The sequence below is a fragment of the Streptomyces sp. NPDC096079 genome (assembly GCF_040303145.1).
Taxonomy (GTDB): domain Bacteria; phylum Actinomycetota; class Actinomycetes; order Streptomycetales; family Streptomycetaceae; genus Streptomyces.
The window spans coordinates 237,911-256,907 of sequence record NZ_JBEOST010000004.1 but is presented as its reverse complement, the minus strand read 5'-3'; the positions used below and the strand labels follow the sequence as shown (position 1 = coordinate 256,907).

Below are 18,997 nucleotides of genomic sequence, written 5' to 3'. Positions count from 1 at the left end.
TTCAGAAGTTCACGTCGTAGGTGTCGGGCCCGCCGGCGGAGCCGGCCGCCCCGGAGCCGGGACCGGCTCCGGTCGCCGTGCCCGGGTCCCTGCCGGTGCCGGTCCCGGTGTCCCCGCCCGGCCCGGAACCGGTGCGCCGGGGGGTGCGGGGGCCGCGCGGGCGCCGGGACCACGGGAGGTCGCCGCCGCGCCGGGTGGTGGTGCGCCCGCCCCGTACGACGAGCTCGTGCTCGCCGAGACCGACCGGCTCGCCGGGCCGCACCGGGACCTGGCCGCCGCCCCGGGGCCGCAGCAGCAGCTCGCCGGAGCCGGTGCGGCGCAGGGCGTGGGCGGTGGAGGCGGCGGAGCCGCGGACGCTGCGGAGCATCGGCGCCCCGCCGTACGGCTCGTCGACGGTGAAGGAGAACGTCCCGCCGGCGCTCTGCCCCTTGCGGACGGTCAGCGCGTGCAGCGACCGTCCGTCCTCGTGCAGTTCGAGGGTGATTCCGGTGAGGTCGCGGCGGCGGCGCCGGGCGAGCAGCCGGATGCCGATGACGACGCCCAGGACGAGGACGGCGGCGGCGCCGCCGGTGACGGCCTTCCACCAGCGGTCCCACCAGGTGGGCGGTGCCACCACGAGGACGTCGAGGAACGCGGTGTCGAGGACGGTGTCGCCGTCTCCGGTGTCCACGACCGCGATCTTGCCGCCCAGTTCGCCGAGGGCCGTGCCGGCGGCGAGGGTCAGGGTGAAGGGGACGCGGGTGCTGTGGCCCGCGGGCGCGGTGACCGGGGTCGGGGCGACGGTGAGCTCCGCGCCGGGCGTCTGGTCCTGGAGGGCGAACCGCAGGGTGTGCGGCGTGGAGTCGTTGTTGGTGACGTCGAGGGTGCCGTGCACGGTGCCGCCCGGGTGCACGGTGACGCGGTCGACGGCGAGGCCTGCGGTCAGCACCGGTACGTCGGGGCCGCGGCGGGCGTGCACCGGGCGCTTGTCGGAGGTGATGCCGGGCGCCGCCATGCGCGTCACGAGCTCCAGGTCGCCGGTGGCCGCGGCGGGCAGGGTGAACGTGCCCGTGAAGCGGACGTCCCCGGCCTTCGCGTCGGGGGCCCGGCCGTCGTCGGCGAGCTTGAAGGAGAAGGGGGCGAAGCCCGCTCCGGAGACCTCGGCGGAGGCCGTGAGGCCGGCCAGCTGCTCCGGGTCGGTGATGACGACACCGCGCCGGGTCTGCATCCGCACCTGCACGGCGACCTTCTCGCCCGCGCGGGGGGACGCCGGGTCGAGGGTGACGTCGGAGCGGAGACGGCCCTGCCAGATGGCCCGGACGGCGACCTCCCGGTCGCGGTGGCCCTCCGGCGCCTCGATGTGCACGCGCCAGCGGCCGGGCAGCGGGTCCTTCACGCGCAGCGCCTCGACGGGCCCGTCCTGTCCGCTCACCTCGAAAGTGGAGCCGTCGAACTCGCCCCGTACGGGCACCTTGCGGCCCGCCGGGTCGTAGTAGGTGACCCGCACCTTGGGGTCGTGCTTGGCGACGGTGAGGGAGCCGTCGGTGGCGATGGGCGGGATGGTCACCGTCAGGTCGGCGGGCGGCTTCCCGACGGTGCCCTGGGCGATCCGGGCGCAGCGGGCGGCGGCGAAGGTCTCCTGGAGCGCCTTGTCGATCTCGGCGGAGCTGCCGACGACCCGCATGCGGGGGACGGAGCCGGGGACGTCGGAGCAGGCGCCCCGGTAGCCGCCCTCGGCCATGGCGGTGAGCGCGGACCGGTCGATCTCGCTGCCGAAGCCGAGCGGCCAGATCTGCACGCCGGCGACCCGGGCGCGGGCGAGTTCCTCGGTGAGCCGCCGGGCGCCGTTGGCCTGGCGGGTGTCGCGGTCGGTGCCGTACTCGGGGCTGTCGGCGACGTCCAGCTTGCCGTCGGTGAGCAGGAAGACGACCTTGGGCACGGCCGGGGTCCTCGCCCCGCCCTCGGTGAGGCGCGTGACGGCCTGCCGGACGGCGGCCGGGAAGTCGGTGCCGGGTCCGATGCGGGCTTCGTCGCGAACGCCCAGCTGCTGGACGCACTTGCTGAGCCGCTCGCGGCCCGCCGCGTCGGCGACGATGAGCGGGCAGACCTCGCTCACGGGCGACTGGCCGGACTTCTCGGAGCTGCCGAAGCCGATGATCGTGGCCCGGGAGCGCTCCGATATCTCGCCCTGGCTGAGCAGTGCGGCCGCCTCCGTCTCACGCGCCAGGTCCTTGTCGGCGAGGCTCTTCGACTGGTCGACGACGACGGCGAAGTCGAGCGGGTCGGGGCCTTCGGCGGGGTCGGCGGCCGTACGGGAGGCGCCCGGGGACCCTGCGGCGGTGAGGGCCGTGCGGGACGGGCCCGCCGCCCCGGCGGCCGGGGTGCCGAGCGGGCCGGAGAGCCCGAGGAGCACCCCGGCGAGGAGCAGGGCGCTCCCCTTGTTGGTCCACTGCATCTTCTCTCTCACCACAGTTCGCTGAAGAGGGCCAGGAGGGCGCCGAGCACGAGCGAGAACACGCCCAGGCGCAGCCACCGGTACTTCGCCGCGAGCACGAGTCCGTGCACGCCGGCCTGTTCGAGGAGCCAGTCGGTGGCGTCCGTGCCGGACGCGCCGAGCCGTTCCCGCAGCGCGGGTGCGGACGGACCGGCCGTCAGCTCGCGCAGCAGCGTGCGGTCCGCGCCGATCCGGGTGCGCGGCAGGACCACCGAGACGAGCATCAGGACCCCGGCGGTCCACAGCGCCCCGGCCGCGAGGAGGAACGCGAGTCCGGTGCCGGCCGTCGGCAGCGGGGCGCGGTCCCCGGAGAACACGACGGCGAGGAAGGCGAGGGCGCCGGAGAGCAGGATGGCGGCCTTGGTGTCGGCCCTGCCGATGTCCTCCCGGACGGTGCCGAGGACCCGCTCGGCCATGAACCGCATCTCCTCGGCCGGCACGGGAGCGGGGGCCGGGTCCGGTGACGTCCGGTGGGGTACGGGAACAGGGGCGGGTGCCGGGTCCGGTGACGTCCGGTCGGGTACGGGCGCGGGGGCCGGGTCCGGGGTGGTCATTCGTCGTCCCAGTCGTCGAAGTCGGCGCTGGGCCGCGCGGGCGGACGAGGCCGGTCGCGGCCCGCCCGGTCGTAGGGGTCGTCCCGGTCGTACCGGTCGCTCCGCTCGTACGCGTCCGGCTCGTACCGGTCACGCCCGTCGTCGAACCCCTCGTCGTGGCGGCCCCGCGACCGCCCCCGCCCCTGCTCCCGCTCCCGTTCGCGTTCCCGCTCGGAGCCCGATTCGACCCGGGTCGGTTCGTAGACCCGGGGGTCGCGGGGAGCCTCGCCGTGCTCCGATTCCGGTGCCTCCGGCTCCTCCTCGTCCCAGTCGGGGTCGCTCGGCTCCGGCGCGGCCTCCTCCAGGGCGCGCCGCCGCCTCGGGGAGTCGCCCGAGGGGTTGAGGACCCGGTCGGTGATGCCGCCGAGGACGCTGCCGGTCTGGGACCGCAGGTACATGAGCACCTGGTACATCTGCTCGCCGATGTCGTGCCGTTCCAGGACGCCCGTGTCCAGGAGCCGGCTGAAGACGCGCAGGTAGTCGTCCTGGCCCTCGCGCCGCTCCTGCTGGAGCTGGGTGCGGATCTCCCACTGCTTGTCGGGGTGCATCGCCATGTGGTGGGCGATCTGCGCGAGGTCGCCGCGCCGGAAGAGGTCCTCCAGTTCGCGGGCGCGCTCGGCGACCAGGGCGCGTTGCGCCGCCTCCCTGCGCCGCGCCGCCTGCGCCTCGCGCTCGTCGGCGGCCATGGTGACGTCGACGATGTCCCGGCGGGAGACCTCGGCCTTGACGGAGTCGTCGAGGTCGATGAAGACGAGGACCCGGGTGCGCAGCCCGATGTCACGGCCGAAGCTGAGGCGTCCGGCGGCGAGTTCCTCGCGGACGGCCTCGTCGGCGCGGTGCGCGTCGGTGATCCGGAAGCGCCGGGAGAGCCTGCGCAGGCCGTCGAGCAGTTCGTCGTGGAGCAGCTCGGCGACGTCCTCGACCTGCTCCTGGACGACGAGGTGCGGATCGGTGACGACCCACTGGACCTTGGCGACGGCGTCGAAGAAGACGCCGTCGCCGGCGGCCGGCAGCTGGAGCCGGAACTCGGTGACGTTGCGGCCCAGCTGGACCTCGAAGACGGTGTACGGGGAGCCGAACAGGGGTTTGTTGACGTCCTCCGTGCGGTCCGGCCAGATCACCCGGTGCCCGCCGTTGCGGTAGAGGAGGACGGCGGCGACCCGGCCGCTGCGGCGGCGGTACGGGGGCGCGTACTCGGCGATGAGGGGGCCGCGCGGCCGCCCGGAGGCCGCGGGGCCCCCGGTGGCCGCCCCGTGCGGTCGTGCCCGGCCGCGCACCTGGTCGGCCTCCGCGTCCTCCGCGCGGTCGAGGTCGAGGTCCGGGTCCTCGTCCGGTTCGCGGCCGCCGGGGTGCTGTCCGCCGTTCTGCCCCTCGTACGGCTGCCGTTCGTACCGCTCCTCGTACGGCTGCCGCTCGCGCCGGTCCTGTCCGTCGTACCGCTCGCGCCCGTCGCGTCCCTGGTACCGCGGCCGCTCCCGTCCGTCGTACCGGCGGCGCTCGTCCCGGTCCCGCTCGTCCGGCCGCGCGTTCCTGTTCTGCTCGGGCCCGGTCATCGGTTCGCTCCTTCCGTCACGGCGTCCCACATCCGGCGCGCCGCGCTCCTGTCCAGGGGCCGGTCACGGTCCCGGACCAGTTCGTTCAGCAGTCCCCTGAGCCGGTCACGGTCGCGGCGGTCCACCGCGAGGCGCGGCAGGAACGCGCGGACGTGACCGAGCGCCCCGGGGTCCTTCGCGGCGCGCCGGAGCATGCCGCCGAGTGCTTCGAGGGCCGCCTCTCCGGAGCGGGCCGTGGCGAGCGTGTGCCGGAGCAGCCGCGCGAGTTCGGGGGCGAGGCCGGGCCGGGTGGCGAGCAGCGCGACGAGCAGGGGGCGGGCCGCGTGCGCGTCGAGTTCGGGCACCTCGCGCAGTCCCCACAGGTGGGTGGTCCGGGTGCTCAGGGTCCGGATGACGGCGAGGTGGACCAGGTTGGCGAGGTTGAGGCGGCCGTCGTCGAGCCACTGGTGGAGCCGGTGCAGGACGGGCTCCGGTTCGCCGGAGGCGAGCAGCCGGGCCACGCTGAAGGAGGCGGGCACGAGCACGTCGACGTCGCTCGGCTCGCGGTTCCGGACGACCCGGGCGAGGGCGTCGAGGGAGCCGGGGACGTGTCCGGCGGCCAGGACGTAGCCGTGGGCGAGCAGCGCCGTCCTGAGGAGCGTGTCCTCACCGGAACCGGCCCAGTCCTTGAGCACGGCGGCGACCGCGGGCCGGACGCGCGGGTCGCGGGCGGCCTCGGCGAGCGCCGTGGCGGCGGCCATCCGCGCCCTCGGCTCGTCCGTCACGGCCAGCGGCACCACCAGCTCGCGGAAGCCGTGGATCCAGTCCCAGGAGCAGAGCACTCCGGCGGCGACGGAGGCCCGCACCCACACCTCGGGCCGGGCGTCGTCGCACAGGGCGCGCAGCCACCGGGCCACCGGACCGCGGGCGTTGTGGTAGCCGTGCCAGATCTCGCCGAGGACGGCGCCGGCGAGCGCCTCGCCCTGGAAGCGGACGGCCCGCACCGGCACCTTGGCGGGCCCCAGGTCCAGCTCGCCGTCCTCCAGGACCGCCCTGGCCTGTACGGGGCGGTGCTCGGCGTGCGTCCCGAACAGGCGCCGTCCGGGGGCGTGTTCGGGGTCGAGGGTGACGGCGAGTTCCCAGGCGAGGAGCTCGGCGGCCTCGGCGGCCAGGCTGTAGGCGGAGCCGTCGAAGACGGCGACGGCGACGCGGAACGCGCCGGCGCTCAGGGCGGGCAGCGCCTCCGGGAGCGCGCCGGGCCGGTCGGCGCCCGCGAACCACTCGCGGGCCTGGGAGCGGACGAAGCTGGCGCATTCCGCGAGGAGTTCCTCGTCGGTCATCTCGCCCCGCCAGTGCCGGGCGAGGTGGTCGGCGAGCCGGGCGGCCTCGCGCGGCCGCAGTTCCTCCAGGCCGAGGGCCCTCAGGACGTCCGGGCGCCGGGCACGCGCGCGTGCGGCGCCGAGCGCCTCGTCGGGCTCGGTGCGCAGCAGGTGCCACAGGTGGCGGTGGAGGACCTCGTCGGCGGGCGGGGGCGGGCAGTACATCCCGTACCGTCCGCGCAGCAGCCGGTCGGCGAGCTCCCCGTTCTCGACGAGGACGACCCCGTAGGCCTCCCGGCCGCGCAGCAGTTCGCCGAAGCGGTCGAGGTGCAGCTCGGAGAGGCGGGTGGCGGGGCGCCGGGCGCCGGTGGTGTGCTCGCCGCGGCCGGAGCGTGCGGGACGCGGCTCGCTCTCGGTGCGGACGTCCTCGGTGAGCAGCTCCAGGAGGTGGCCGCCGCTCTCCTGGAGGACGTCCTCGGTGATCTCGTCGACGCCGTGCCGGGGGTCGAGGCGGAACACCTTGCCGCCGGTGAGCTCGTCGAGGAGGGCGAGCGCGGTGGCCTTGCGTCCGCTGCCGGGTTCGCCGCACAGGACGAGGACCCGGTGGTCGCGGAGGCGGTCCCGCATCCGGGCGTAGCCGGCGGTCGCGCAGTACACCCGGCCGAGGTGGTCGAGGGTCTCGGGCGGGACGGGGCCCTGGACGAAGAGGGAGCGGTCGGAGCCGTAGAGGGCGAAGATCTGGTTGCCCTCGAAGACGGTCCCGTCGCCGTGGATGGTCGTCAGGCGGTCGGCGGCGGCGCCCGCCCAGGTGCGGACGGCGCGGAGCGCGGTGGCGGCGCCGCCGGTGTCGCTCTCGCCGCCGAGGGGTCCCCGGTCGGCGGTGGCGAAGACGCTCGGCTCGCGCGACTGCTCCCCGACGCGGTCGCCGTCTCGGTCCCGGCCGCGGTCGCGGTCGCGGTCGCCGCGCTCACGGTCGCGGTCCCGGTCGCCGCGATCGCCGCTCCGGCCGCCCCGGTCACTGCGGTCACTGCGGTCACCCCGGTCACCGCCGCGGTCGCTCCGGTCTCCGCCGCGGTCGTGCGCGTCGTCCCGGTCGGGACCGGAGTCGGGGGTGTCGTGGCCGGAGCCCGAGGCGTCGTCGTCGCTCACCGCGGTTCACCCGCCCCCGCGCCCGGCCCCTTGCGGATGCCCGTGAAGTCCCCGTGGAACGTGTTGCCGTGGACGTCGAGCAGGTCTCCCTCGACCTGGTACGTACGGTTCCCGCCCCCGGTCCGGGGCGTTGGGCCGTCCCCCCGCGACGGCCCAACGCCGGTCCGTGAACCCCCCGTCGGCGCCCGCTCCCCCTCGGACGCCGCCCGTTCCGCCTCCGCGCCCGTCAGCGGCGGGGCGGAGCTGCGCGGCACGTGGAACCACGCCGTCTCGTCGGTCTCCTTGGACCGGACGCGGGCCGGCCGGTAGTGGGTCGGCTCGACGTACCGCCCGCCCTCGGCGACCACGTTCCCGTACAGCCAGTCGGAGACGACGACCAGGAGGTCGACCTCCTGGCTCTCCGCCATGATCCGTTTGGCCGGCGCGCTGTCGCAGAGCCGGGCGGCGAGGTCCACCGCCCGCCCGACGAGCCCGTGCGCGTCCTGGGCGACGAGCCCCGCGTTCATGCCGATCCTGAGCCGCAGGCGGGGGCTGCGGCCCCTGTTGTGCGCGCGCAGGCTCTCGTAGAGCGTGTCGATCCACCGTCCGACCATGAGGATCGGCGGCACGTCGGGGCGCAGGGCGGCGAGGATGCCGTCCCCCCGGTCCTCCTGGTGGTAGGTGCCGGGCTCGACGCCGACGGAGCCGTACGCCTCGTCGAAGGCGGCGTACATCGCGGCCCGGTGCAGTTCCTTCTCGGCCATGTCCAGGGTCCCGGAGCCGCAGATGTCGCCGAAGACGACGAACCGGTGGATCCCGCCCGCTACCCCGTTCACTCCCGCACTGCTCACTCTCGGACTCCCTGTGTGTGGTGCCGTGGTGGTGCGCGTTCCAGACTGGCCGCGCGGCGCGGCCGGCGATGTAGCCGTTTACACACCCGGCGGAGATTCGTCCGCCGGGTTTCCGCCGGGGCGCGCGCGCCCCTGCGCGAGCAGCACCAGGACCGGCATGTCGAGGACGACGACCGTGCGGTTCGCGGTGCGCACCACGTCCTGCTCGCGGAGCAGGCGCAGTGCTTTGGCCACCGCCTCCCGAGTCGCTCCGATGGCCGCCGCCAGATCGTGCTGGGGCAGCGGAAGGTCCAGTACGGTGCCGCCGTCGGCCCGGCGTCCGGCGCGCTCGGCCAGCTCGACCAGGCGGGCGGCGAGGCGCTGGAGGACGGTCTCGGAGGCGAGCGCGCGGCGTTCGACGTCGGCGCTGCGCAGCCGGGTGGCGAGCTGGCGCATGATCAGCGCGGTGGCGTGCGGGCGGGCGGCGAGAAAGCGTCGGAAGCGGTCGCCGGAGACGGCCACCGCCTCGACCGTGCCGAGGGCGGTGACGGTGGCGCTGCGCGGGCCCCGGTCGACGGCGGCGAGGTCGCCGACGACCTCGCCCGCGCCGCGCAGGGCGAGGATGAGCCGGGATCCGCGCTCGGTGCCGACGGAGACGACGGACCAGCCGGAGAGCAGCGCGAGGACGTAGGCGCTGGTGTCGCGTTCGCGGATCATCACCTCCCCGGGTTCGTAGACGCGCCGGGCGCCTTCGGCGAGCAGCGACCGCCGGTCGGCCGCGGGGAGGGCGTGGAGGAAGGAACGGTCCTGACCGAAGAGACTCACCGCCGCTCACCCCCGTACCGTCCGCGGGCCCTCCGGGGAAGACCGTCCGCCGGCGGCCGACCGGCGCTTTCGCGTGTGTTTTCCCACCTCATGTGGCCTACTGCGCCACACTATTGACGCTGCGTCACGTCATGGGGTGAAGAACGCTAGAGGGTGCGGAAGAAACGCGTCAACGAGCACGGGGGGCGCAGGGGAGCGCCACCGTCGGCACCTCTGCGCCCCCGTGGGAGCAGCCCGGGAGTGTCCGCGAAGCCTTCGTGAAGCCTTCGCGAACGCCTCCCGGAATCCCCGCTTCGAGCCGGTGGCCGCGCCCCGGACGCCCCAGACGCCGACCCGGCGGGCCCGGCGCCCGCCGCCGAGGCCGGGGCCGGGGCCGAAGCCGGGGCCGGGGCCGGGGCCGAGGCCGGGGCCGAAGCCGGGGCCGAGGGCGGGGCCGGGGCCGGGGCCGGGGCCGAGGCCGGGGCCGGGGCCGAGGCCGAGGGCGGGGCCGAAGCCGAGGGCGGGGCCGGGGCCGAGGGCGGGGCCGGGGCCGAGGGCGGGGCCGAGGGCGGGGCCGGGGCCGAGGGCGGGGCCGGGGCCGAGGCGGGGCGAGCGGGGCCGACGTCCGCCGCCGGGGGCCCAGCGGGCAGCCCGCCACTCGCTCGGCCAAGGCCGAGCGGGCGGGCCGACACCTGGCAGCCGAGCCGAGGCGCGAGCCGGACGCCCGGCGGCCAGGCGCCGACCCGGCGGGCCCGGCGCCCGGCGTACACGCCGCGCGCGCCCGGCGTGCTGCGGCCGTCCTCCGCGCCCGGCCTGAGGCCGGTGCCGGCCCCGGGTCCCTCCGGGCGCCGCCTCGCGCCTCAGAGTCTCGGGTCGACCGGTTCCGACTCCAGGGCCAGGACCGCGAAGACGGCCTCGTGGACCCGCCAGAGCGGTTCGCCCGCGGCGAGCCGGTCGAGCGCCTCCAGGCCCAGCGCGTACTCGCGCAGCGCGAGCGACCGCTTGTGTCCGAGGAAGCGCTGCCGCAGCCGCTCCAGGTTCTCCGGACGGGTGTACTCGGGGCCGTAGATGATCCGCAGGTACTCCCGGCCGCGCACCTTGACGCCCGGCTGCCCGAGCCGCCCCTTGGCGTCGCGGACGAGCGCGGCCAGCGGCTTGACGACCATGCCCTCGCCGCCCGCCCCGGTCAGCTCCAGCCACCAGTCGGTGCCCGCGCGGACCGAGGCCTCGTCGCCGGTGTCGACGACGAGCCGGCGGGTGACCTGGAGCAGCCCGGTCGGGTCGTGCTCGACGAGCCGGTCGAGCCAGGACAGCTGCACGTCGTGCGGCACGTCCGCGAGCGAGCGGCCGTGTGCCCCGAGCAGCTGGAAGGGCGCGAACCGCACGCCCTCCAGGCCCTCGGTCGGCCAGCAGTACCGGCGGTAGGCCTCGGTGAACGCCTCCGCGTCCACCGCCCGCTCGCGCTGCCGGGCGAGCAGCCCGTCGACGCCGTCGACCCCCCGTCCCACGGCCCGCTCCAGGGCGTCGATCGCCCCGGGCAGGACGGCGCCGGAGGCCGCGCCGACCGCCGCGTACTGCGCGCGGAGCAGCCCGGCCGACTTGAGCGACCACGGCATCAGCTCACCGTCGAGCAGCAGCCAGTCCGTGTCCAGCTCGTCCCACAGCCCGGCGGCGCCGATCGCGGTCCGCAGCCGGCCGATGACCTCCTCCGTGACGTCCCGGTCGTCGAAGAAGGGCCGTCCGGTACGGGTGTGCAGGGCGCCGGTCACCCCCGTGACGCCGAAGCGCCCGTGTGCCGCGCCGGCGTCCCGGCAGACCAGGGCCACGGCCCGGGAGCCCATGTGCTTCTCCTCGCACACGACCCGCTCGACGCCGTCCGCCCGGTACTGGGCGAAGGCCTCGGCCGGGTGCTCCAGGTAGCCCTCCTCCTTCGAGGTGGCCGTGGGCGCCATGGTCGGCGGCAGGTACGCGAGCAGCCGCGGGTCGACCGCGAACCGGCTCATGACCTCCAGGGCCGCCGCGGCGTTCTCCTCGCGCACGGCGACGTTCCCCAGGTGGCGGGTCTCCACGATCCGCCGTCCGTGCACGTCGGCAAGGTCCAGGGGGCGTCCCTGGTGCCCGCCGGGCGCCTCGGTGGCGAGCGGCCGCGCCGGCTCGTACCAGACGCGCTCCGCCGGTACGTCGACGAGTTCACGCTCCGGCCAGCGCAGCGCGGTCATCTTCCCGCCGAACACGGCCCCGGTGTCGAGGCACAGGGTGTTGTTGATCCAGGAGGTGTTCGGGACGGGCGTGTGCCCGTACACGACGGTGGCCCGGCCCCGGTAGTCCTCCGCCCACGGGTAGCGCACCGGCAGCCCGAACTCGTCGGTCTCGCCCGTGGTGTCCCCGTACAGCGCGTGCGACCGCACCCGCCCGGACGTCCTGCCGTGGTACTTCTCCGGCAGACCGGCGTGGCAGACGACCAGGTTCCCGCCGTCGAGCACGTAGTGGCTGACGAGCCCCTCGATGAACCGCCCGACCTCCGCCCGGAACTCCTCGCTCTCGCGCCCCAGCTGCTCGATGGTCTCGGCCAGGCCGTGGGTCTCCTGCACCTTCCGGCCCTTGAGCCAGCGGCCGAGCTTGTTCTCGTGGTTGCCGGGGACGCACAGGGCGTCCCCGGCGGCGACCATCGCCATGACGCGGCGCAGGACGCCCGGCGAGTCCGGGCCCCGGTCGACGAGGTCGCCGACGAAGACGGCCGTCCGCCCCTCGGGGTGGTGGCCGTCGACGTAGCCGAGCTTCGCGAGCAGGCTCTCCAGCTCGGAACGGCAGCCGTGGACGTCTCCGATGACGTCGAACGGCCCGGTGAGGTGCCTCAGGTCGTTGAAGCGGCGCTCCAGGACGACCTCGGCGGCCTCGACCTCCTCCACGGACCGCAGCACGTGCACCTTGCGGAAGCCCTCGCGCTCCAGACCGCGCAGCGAACGGCGCAGCTCGCGCCGGTGGCGCTGGATGACGTGCGCGGGCATGTCGGCCCGGTCGGGGCGAGCGGCGTTCCTGGTGCGGCAGACCTCCTCGGGCAGATCGAGGACGATGGCGATCGGCAGCACGTCATGGGTCCTGGCCAGCTGCACGAGCTGGCGCCGGGCCTCCTGCTGCACGTTGGTGGCGTCGACGACGGTCAGCCGGCCCGCCGCGAGGCGCTTGCCCGCGATGTAGTGGAGGACGTCGAACGCGTCCCGGCTCGCCGACTGGTCGTTCTCGTCGTCGGCGACGAGCCCCCGGCAGAAGTCGGAGGAGATGACCTCGGTCGCCTTGAAGTGGCGCCGCGCGAAGGTGGACTTGCCGGAGCCGGTGGCGCCGACGAGCACCACGAGGGACAGGTCGGTGACGGGCAGGGTACGGGTCTCGGTCTCGGTGGTCATCGCGGTCCCTCCTTCTCGGTGTCGGTACGGCTGAAGACGGCCATCTGGGTCGGCGGCCCGACCTCCGGGTCGTCCGGGCCCACGGGGACGAACCCGGCCTCGTACCCGTACTGCGCGGCGACCCCGGCCGCCCACTCCCGGAACTCCTCACGCGTCCATTCGAAACGGTGGTCGCCGTGCCGGACGTGCCCCGCGGGGAGCGACTCCCAGCGCACGTTGTACTCGACGTTCGGCGTGGTCACGACGACCGTACGAGGCCGGGCCGAGCCGAACACCGCGTACTCCAGGGCCGGCAGCCTCGGCAGGTCCAGGTGCTCGATCACCTCGCTGAGCACGGCCGCGTCGTAGCCGGCCAGCCTCTTGTCGGTGTACGCGAGGGAGCCCTGCGTCAGCTTCACCCGGGCGGCCTGCCGCTCCCCCATCCGGTCCAGCCGCAGCCGGCGCGCGGCGATGCCCAGGGCCCGCGCGGACACGTCGACCCCGACGATCTCCGTGAAGCGCGGGTCCTTGAGCAGGGCCTGCACCAACTGCCCCTGACCGCAGCCCAGGTCGAGCACCCGGCTCGCGCCCGCCGCCGTGAGGGCGCCGAGGATCGCCTCCCGCCGCCGCTCGGCGAGCGGCACCGGACGCTCCTCCGTGTCGGTCGTCTCGTCGACGGCGTTGTCGACGTCCTCGACGTCCAGGCCCTCGGCCTCGGCGAGCCGGACCAGTTCGAGCCGCTCCGTCGCCTCACGGGCGAGACCCCAGCGGCGCGAGAGGTAGCGGGCGGTGATCAGCTTCCGCTCGGGGTGGCCGGCCAGCCAGCCGTCCCCGGCCCGCAGCAGCTTGTCGACCTCGTCGGGGGCCACCCAGTAGTGCTTGGCGTCGTCGAGGACGGGCAGCAGGACGTACAGGTGGTTGAGGGCGTCCGCGAGCCGCAGCTCGCCCTCCAGCACCAGCCGCACGTACCGCGAGTCGCCCCACTCCGGGAACTCCCGGTCGAGCACCACCGGTTCGGCATCGACCGTGGACCAGCCCAGCGGCCCGAACAGCGCCCGCACCAGCTCCGCGCCGCCCCGGGCGGGGAGCGCGGGGACCTCGACGCGCAGCGGCAGCGGCGCCGCCGCCCGCTCGGGCATCGCCTTGCACTCGCCGTGCAGCGCGGTCTTGAAGACCTTCGCGAGCGCGACCGCGAGCAGCGAGGACGCCGCGTAGGGACGGTCGTTCACGTACTGCGCGAGCGCCGAGTCGGGGGCGCCGCCCCGTCCCTTGCCCTTGCCGCGGCGCACCAGCGCCACGGGGTCCACCTCCAGGAGGAGTGCCGCGGTGCACCGCTCGGCGCTCGCCTCGGGATAGAGGACGTGCGCCGTGCCGTGCGAGGTCGAGAACGCCTGCGCCCGCTCGGGATGCTTGTGCAGCAGGAAGCCGAGATCGGTCGCGGGTCGCTCCGGATTGCCGGTCGTACTGATCGTCAGGAACACACCTTCGAGTATGGTTCGCCCCTCCCCTCCTCACCAGGCATTTTCCGCCCGACCGGGCCCTGGGGCGCGACCTCAGCCGGTACGGTCACCGCCCTCCGCCGCCAGGGCGCCGGCGAGCGCGCCGATGGTGGCCGGACCGACCCGGCAGCAGCCGCCGACCAGCCGGGCGCCCTTCTCCGCCCAGCCGACCGCCCACGCCGGGTCGAAGGCCATGTCCCCGCTCCAGCCCCGCGCCCGGGCGTCCCACCGCTCCCCGCTGTTGGGGTAGACGACGGCCGGCTTCCCGGTCACGGCCACGGCGAGCTCCACCGCGTCCGCCGCCTCGGCGGGGTCGCAGCAGTTCACCCCGACCGCCACGACCTGCTCGTTCCCCGCGGCGACCGCGAAGGCCTCCGCCAGGTCCTGCCCGGCCCGGGTCCGGCCGCCCTCGACCGTGTACGAGAGCCACACCGGCACCCCGCACCCGTCGGCCGCCCGCAGCAGCGCCTCGGCCTCCTCCGCGTCCGGCACCGTCTCCAGGGCCAGGACGTCCGGCGCGGCCTGCGCGAGCACCTCGATCCGGGGCCGGTGGAAGCCCTCCAGCGCCCCCACGCTCAGCCCGTACCGTCCCCGGTACTCACTGCCGTCCGCGAGCATCGCCCCGTACGGCCCGACGGACGCGGCGACCCACACCTCCTCCCCGACGGCCCCCGCCGCCGTCCTCGCCAGCTCCACGCTCCGCGCGAGCAGCCCCGCCGCCGCCTCCGGGCCCGCGCCCCGACGGGCGAAGCCCTCGAACGTGGCCTGGTAGCTGGAGGTGATCAGCACCCGCGCCCCGGCCCGCACGTACGCCGCGTGGGCCGCCTCGATCTGCTCGGGCCCGTCGGCGAGGAGCCGCGCCGACCAGAGCGCGTCCGAGAGGTCGCAGCCCTGCGCCTCCAGCTGGTTGGACAGCCCGCCGTCGAGGACGAGCACCCCCTCGCCGAGGGCTTCGGCGAGCGTACGGTCCGGTCTCATCGCGCCACCCCGCTCATGCCAGCTGCGACTGGACCCGCGCGGAGATCAGCTCCAGGTGGTCGAGGTCCTCCAGGTCCAGGACCTGGAGGTAGACCCGGGAGGAGCCGATCTCCGCGTACCGCCCGATCTTGTCGACGACCTCGGCGGGCGAGCCCGCGAGCCCGTTCGCCTTGAGCTCGTCGACGTCCCGGCCGATGGCGGCGGCCCGCCGGGCCACCTCGGCGTCGTCCTTGCCGACGCAGACCACCAGCGCGTTCGAGTACACCAGGTCACCGGCCGGCCGCCCGGCCGCCTCGGCCGCGGCCCGGACCCGCCCGAACTGCCGCTCGCTGTCCTCGACGGACGCGAACGGGATGTTGAACTCGTCCGCGTACCGCGCGGCGAGGCGCGGCGTGCGGCTCGCGCCGTGCCCGCCGACGAGCACCGGGACCCGGGACTGGGCCGGCTTCGGCAGCGCGGGCGAGTCGGTGAGCCGGTAATACTCCCCGTGATGACTGAAGGTCTTCCCGACCTCCGTCTCCCACAGTCCGGTCACGATCGCCAACTGCTCCTCCAGGCGGCCGAACCTCTCCTTCGGGAAGGGGATGCCGTAAGCCTGGTGCTCCTGCTCGAACCACCCCGCGCCCAGACCCAGTTCGACCCGCCCGCCGGACATCCGGTCCACCTGGGCCACCTGGATGGCGAGGACGCCGGGGAGCCGGAACGTCCCGGCCGTCATCAGCGTGCCGAGCCGGATCCGCTTCGTCTCCCGGGCCAGACCGGCCAGGGTGATCCAGGCGTCCGTCGGCCCGGGGAGCCCGTCGGCGGACCCCATGCTGAGGTAGTGGTCCGAGCGGAAGAAGGCGTCGAATCCGAGCTCCTCGGTGGCCCGGGCCACCGTGAGGAGGGTGTCGTAGTCGGCCCCCTGCTGGGGTTCGGTGAAGATGCGGAGATCCATACCTCCATCCTGCACCCACGGGTGCGTGTCAACGTCGTCGTCAGCTCCCCGTCCGCACCGGCTCGGTCGGGTGAATATCCGGCCCCCTGGCGGGGCGCGTCCGCCCTGGCCAGTGACCGGGGCCCGGCACCGTCGTTGGCTCGGGCGGAGCCGGACCGCCCGGCCCGCGTGCCGGCGGCCGCTGCCGGTGCGTCTCTCTCACGGCCCCGTCCTCGGCGGCGGGGCCCGGGCCGAGGAGGCCGCCATGTCCCAGGAAGCCGCGCCGGAGCGGGCCGTGCCCGAGCAGGCGGTGTCGCAGCCGCTTCCCGAGCAGCAGGGCGCCGGCGCCCCCAAGGGCCTGCTCCAGCAGATGGAGGAGCTGATGGCGGCGCTCTCCGCCGACCTCTCCCAGCTGGACGCCGACCTCCAGTCCACCTCGGACCGCCTCACCCCGGACCAGCAGCCGGAGCCCCACCGGGAGCAGGACCACTCCCCCCACCAGAACCCCGACCACCACTGACACCACCGCCGAAGCCCAGGGCCCCACGCCCCCGAGCGCCAGGGCCCCCCTCAGCACCGCCCCCACCCCGACCACCGGGGCCACCGGGGCCACCGGGGCCACCGGGACCACCGACGCCACGGGCCCGGCGAGCGTGGCCCTCGGCACGAGTGGCGTCGGCGACGCAGCCCCGGCAGCCGACGTCCCGGGCATCGAGGTCGTCGCCCGCGCCGCAAGCCCAGCGGGCAGGGCCCCAGGTGGCGCCGTCGGCGTCAGGACGGGCGTGCCTACCACGACGGGCTTCGGTCCGGGCCTGCTCGGCCTCGGGCGGGGTCGGGCGGGCGGGCGCGCTCCCCGTCACGCACCGCGAGGCGCCGCAGCATCCCGCGCACCCGGTCGCTCGACTCGTCGGCGGCGTCGATGGCCTCGATGCACTGCCAGTACAGCCCCTCCTCGTCCGTCGCGCAGGCCACCCCGACGAGCGCGATCCCCACCTCCCCCAACAGCTCCCCGAGCGCCGTCAACGCTCCCCAGGGGTACGTCACTTCGGTCAGCTGGGCCGCACGCGGCCCGCCGGCCCCCCAGGTCGGGTACTCGCCGATCTCACTCAGCCCCCGCGCCTCCCCCCGCAGCTCCATCGGTCCACAGAGCGCGAGGTGACTCCCTATCGCCTGGGCGAGCGCCTGCGCCTGCCAGGCCTCCGCCACGATGTCCTGCGCCGTCCCGCTCTCCGCCAGCGCCTGCCGACCGAGCGTGATCAGTCGCTCCGCCTCCATCAACACCGCCCCCGTTCGTACGACTTACTGCCCACTCACTCCACTACCCAGAGTGAGGCCGCCTGAGCCCCGACACCAGAGGAATTCGGAAATCTGTGGACAGGAAGCCGGACGGGGAAAAGTCGATCACTCCGAAGAGTGACGATCTTCGCCCGGGGACCCGTTCGCGGACCCGTTCGCGGACCCATTCGCGGACCCGTTCACGGACCCGTCCGTGGATCCTTCCGGGGCCCCGCCCCCGACCGGTCCGCGACTCCACCCCGCCTCCGCGCGGGGAACCGGACCTCGTTCCGGTCGATCTTGGCCGCGAGCGCCTCCAGCGGATCCACCCCGAGCACCTGGCAGAACTGGAGGAGGTAGGCGAGCACGTCCGCCACCTCGTCGGCGACCCGGTGCGCCGCCTCCGGGTCGTCCATCACCCGCTCCGCCTGCTCCGGCGTCAACCACTGGAAGATCTCCAGGAGTTCGGCCGCCTCCACACTGAGGGCCGCCGCCAGGTTCTTGGGCGTGTGGAAGGGCTGCCAGTCGCGGGCCGCCGCGAACTCCGCCAGCCTGCGCTGCAACCCCGCCACATCGTTGTCGTCGTTCGTCACCCGCCCAGGTCTACCACCGTCACCCCGGGCGTCCGGCGCGCCTCCCCCACCGCCCGTTCCCCGACCGTGCCGGCCACCCGGATGTGCCCGTCAGCGGCGATGTCCGTCGCGAGCCGCAGCAGTTCGCCCAGCTGACGCCCGTCCAGCCCCCGGTCCAGGCCGTCGGCGAGCAGGGTCAGGCTCTGCAGGGCGTCCGGCACCTCGGCGATCCGGTCCATCTCCAGGACGCCGGGACCCGTGAGCAGCGTGAGCGCGAGGGCCAGGTAGCGGAGTTCGCCGTCCCCGAGACGTCCGAGCGGGGTCGCCGGCAGGCCGCCGCGTTCCAGGACCGCCCGGACGGTTCCCTCCGGGAGCTCCTGCACGCCGAGGCCCGTGACCGGTCCCGTACAGCCCGCTCCGGCGACCGCCGCGAGGCGGTGGTGACGGCGGGGGCAGTCCGTGTGAGTGCGGTGCAGGACCTCGGCGAGGTTTCCGCAGCCGCGCCGGAGCCGCCCCTCGCCCGGCGGCACGGGAGCCCGCATCCGCTCGGGCCTCGGATCACAGGCGAAGGCGGACCTCAGCCCGATGACCACCTGTTCGGCGGCGGCCAGGACCTCCAGCTGCCCCCGCGTCTTGCCCGCGACCCGCAGCGGCAGCAGAGCCGTGCCGAGCAGGTCGTCGGGGAGCGGGGCACGGGTCACGGGGGTGGCGCCCGCCGTGTGCCACTCGGCCTGGACGGCGTTCCGGCCCGGGTCGCGCAGTGCGGTGGCGAGGAGGGTGCGGCCGCCCCGGCCGGTGAGCCGCTCGCCGACGATCCGGAGCCGGGGTTCGGCCTGGACGGCGAGGTCCAGGTGCACGGGGCCCTCGGGCCCGTCGACCGTGCACCCGATCCGGAAGCCCCGCCTGCCCTGGGCGTCGGGCCGTGCGCGTTCGGGGACGCAGTCCGCGGCGTCGGGGAACACCTCGTCGAGCGCGTCGCCCGCCCCGAGCCGGGCCAGGGCTTCGTACGCCCGCAGGGTGGTGGATTTGCCGCTGCCGCTGGGGCCGGCGAAGAGGGTGACCGGCCCGAGCGCGTGCACGGCGGAACGGTGGCCGGCGAACGCGGACAGCCGCAGCTCGGTGACGGCGGGCCGGGCGATGCGGGGCCCGCCCCCGGCCCCGCCGCCGCGCTCCAGGGCGACCGGGCCCCGCGCCTCGGGGACGGAGACACGGGCCCCGGGGACGGAGACTCGGGCCCCGGGGACACGCGGCCGGGATGCTCGCGAACCGGAAGCCCCGGAAGCCCGGGTTCCCGCCAGCCCGGAAGCCCCGGAAGCCGCCAGCCCGGAAGACCCGGCAGGCCCGGAAGCCCCAGTACCCGCCAGCTCGGAAGACCCGGCAGGCCCGGAAGCCCCAGTACCCGCCAGCTCGGAAGGCCCGGCAGGCCCGGAAGCCCCAGTACCCGCCAGCTCGGAAGGCCCGGCAGGCCCGGAGCGCCCGGAACCCCTGGCAGGCCCGGATGCGCGACCGACGGAAGTAGGCGACGCAGCCGAGACGGCGGCCCCGCCGGAGGAACCGGCCGACGGGGAACCGGCCACGGGCGAACCACCCGAAGGCGCACCACCCGAAAGCGCACCCCTCGAAGGCGAACCGGCCGAAGGCGCACCACCCGTAGGCGAACCACCCAAAGGCGCACCACCCGAAGGCGCACCCCCC

General features: G+C 75.5%; 14 protein-coding genes. 1 reads left to right on the top strand and 13 read right to left on the bottom strand.

From position 1 onward, the window contains the following. Position 1 precedes the first annotated feature (1 nt). The 10 genes from ABTY59_RS11540 to ABTY59_RS11495 all read right to left on the bottom strand — a co-directional run bounded on the left by ABTY59_RS11540 (position 2) and on the right by ABTY59_RS11495 (position 15,476). Positions 2 to 2,434, bottom strand: coding sequence for a VWA domain-containing protein (locus ABTY59_RS11540; protein WP_352018698.1), 2,433 nt, complete (start codon positions 2,432 to 2,434; stop codon positions 2 to 4). 8 nt (positions 2,435 to 2,442) lie between these two features. Continuing rightward, on the bottom strand, positions 2,443 to 2,889 hold the full coding sequence (locus ABTY59_RS11535) for a Pycsar system effector family protein (RefSeq protein ID WP_352018697.1): 447 nt from the start codon (positions 2,887 to 2,889) through the stop codon (positions 2,443 to 2,445). 134 nt (positions 2,890 to 3,023) lie between these two features. Next, positions 3,024 to 4,619: a hypothetical protein gene (locus ABTY59_RS11530; protein WP_352018696.1), complete on the bottom strand. Its 1,596-nt coding sequence runs from the start codon at positions 4,617 to 4,619 to the stop codon at positions 3,024 to 3,026. After that, a complete protein-coding gene (locus tag ABTY59_RS11525) occupies positions 4,616 to 7,066 on the bottom strand; it encodes a hypothetical protein (RefSeq protein ID WP_352018695.1) in 2,451 nt (816 codons plus the stop codon). Before ABTY59_RS11525 ends, ABTY59_RS11530 begins: the two co-directional genes overlap by 4 nt. Next, complete coding sequence (locus tag ABTY59_RS11520) at positions 7,063 to 7,896, bottom strand: nucleotidyl cyclase domain-containing protein (protein WP_352018694.1); 834 nt, start codon at positions 7,894 to 7,896, stop codon at positions 7,063 to 7,065. Before ABTY59_RS11520 ends, ABTY59_RS11525 begins: the two co-directional genes overlap by 4 nt. A gap of 78 nt (positions 7,897 to 7,974) precedes the next feature. Next, complete coding sequence (locus ABTY59_RS11515) at positions 7,975 to 8,700, bottom strand: Crp/Fnr family transcriptional regulator (RefSeq protein WP_352018693.1); 726 nt, start codon at positions 8,698 to 8,700, stop codon at positions 7,975 to 7,977. An 839-nt stretch (positions 8,701 to 9,539) separates the two neighbouring features. Then, positions 9,540 to 12,083 (bottom strand): polynucleotide kinase-phosphatase, encoded by a 2,544-nt coding sequence (locus ABTY59_RS11510; protein WP_352018692.1) that lies wholly within the window; start codon positions 12,081 to 12,083, stop codon positions 9,540 to 9,542. Then, the gene (locus ABTY59_RS11505) at positions 12,080 to 13,543 is read right to left on the bottom strand and encodes a 3' terminal RNA ribose 2'-O-methyltransferase Hen1 (RefSeq protein WP_352018691.1); all 1,464 of its coding nucleotides are present in this window, start codon (positions 13,541 to 13,543) and stop codon (positions 12,080 to 12,082) included. The genes ABTY59_RS11510 and ABTY59_RS11505 overlap by 4 nt, the downstream gene beginning before the upstream one ends. A 72-nt stretch (positions 13,544 to 13,615) precedes the next feature. Next, positions 13,616 to 14,539 carry a homocysteine S-methyltransferase gene (gene mmuM / locus ABTY59_RS11500; protein WP_352018690.1) on the bottom strand — a complete coding sequence of 308 codons (924 nt, stop codon included), beginning with the start codon at positions 14,537 to 14,539 and terminating at the stop codon, positions 13,616 to 13,618. A gap of 13 nt (positions 14,540 to 14,552) precedes the next feature. Beyond that, on the bottom strand, positions 14,553 to 15,476 hold the full coding sequence (locus tag ABTY59_RS11495; protein ID WP_352018689.1) for an LLM class F420-dependent oxidoreductase: 924 nt from the start codon (positions 15,474 to 15,476) through the stop codon (positions 14,553 to 14,555). 244 nt (positions 15,477 to 15,720) lie between these two features. Here ABTY59_RS11495 and ABTY59_RS11490 point away from each other — a divergent pair, with 244 nt between their 5' ends. Beyond that, entirely contained in the window at positions 15,721 to 15,975 is a 255-nt protein-coding gene (locus ABTY59_RS11490; protein WP_352018688.1) for a hypothetical protein, read from the top strand. 266 nt (positions 15,976 to 16,241) lie between these two features. On the opposite strand, the gene ABTY59_RS11485 is transcribed toward ABTY59_RS11490, so the two are convergent. The 3 genes from ABTY59_RS11485 to ABTY59_RS11475 all read right to left on the bottom strand — a co-directional run bounded on the left by ABTY59_RS11485 (position 16,242) and on the right by ABTY59_RS11475 (position 18,477). Beyond that, positions 16,242 to 16,730: a DUF6099 family protein gene (locus ABTY59_RS11485; protein ID WP_352018687.1), complete on the bottom strand. Its 489-nt coding sequence runs from the start codon at positions 16,728 to 16,730 to the stop codon at positions 16,242 to 16,244. Between the two features lie 200 nt (positions 16,731 to 16,930). After that, the gene (locus ABTY59_RS11480) at positions 16,931 to 17,323 is read right to left on the bottom strand and encodes a nucleotide pyrophosphohydrolase (RefSeq protein ID WP_352018686.1); all 393 of its coding nucleotides are present in this window, start codon (positions 17,321 to 17,323) and stop codon (positions 16,931 to 16,933) included. Then, positions 17,320 to 18,477 (bottom strand): AAA family ATPase, encoded by a 1,158-nt coding sequence (locus ABTY59_RS11475; protein ID WP_352018873.1) that lies wholly within the window; start codon positions 18,475 to 18,477, stop codon positions 17,320 to 17,322. Before ABTY59_RS11475 ends, ABTY59_RS11480 begins: the two co-directional genes overlap by 4 nt. Between the last annotated feature and the right edge of the window lie 520 nt (positions 18,478 to 18,997).

Excerpts from the sequence above, each read along its gene's own strand:
- ABTY59_RS11540 (WP_352018698.1), bottom strand. The coding sequence starts at position 2,434 with ATGCAGTGGACCAACAAGGGGAGCGCCCTGCTCCTCGCCGGGGTGCTC.
- ABTY59_RS11535 (WP_352018697.1), bottom strand. The coding sequence starts at position 2,889 with ATGGCCGAGCGGGTCCTCGGCACCGTCCGGGAGGACATCGGCAGGGCC.
- ABTY59_RS11530 (WP_352018696.1), bottom strand. The coding sequence starts at position 4,619 with ATGACCGGGCCCGAGCAGAACAGGAACGCGCGGCCGGACGAGCGGGAC.
- ABTY59_RS11510 (WP_352018692.1), bottom strand. The coding sequence starts at position 12,083 with ATGACCACCGAGACCGAGACCCGTACCCTGCCCGTCACCGACCTGTCC.
- mmuM (WP_352018690.1), bottom strand. The coding sequence starts at position 14,539 with ATGAGACCGGACCGTACGCTCGCCGAAGCCCTCGGCGAGGGGGTGCTC.
- ABTY59_RS11495 (WP_352018689.1), bottom strand. The coding sequence starts at position 15,476 with ATGGATCTCCGCATCTTCACCGAACCCCAGCAGGGGGCCGACTACGAC.
- ABTY59_RS11490 (WP_352018688.1), top strand. The coding sequence starts at position 15,721 with ATGTCCCAGGAAGCCGCGCCGGAGCGGGCCGTGCCCGAGCAGGCGGTG.
- ABTY59_RS11485 (WP_352018687.1), bottom strand. The coding sequence starts at position 16,730 with ATGGAGGCGGAGCGACTGATCACGCTCGGTCGGCAGGCGCTGGCGGAG.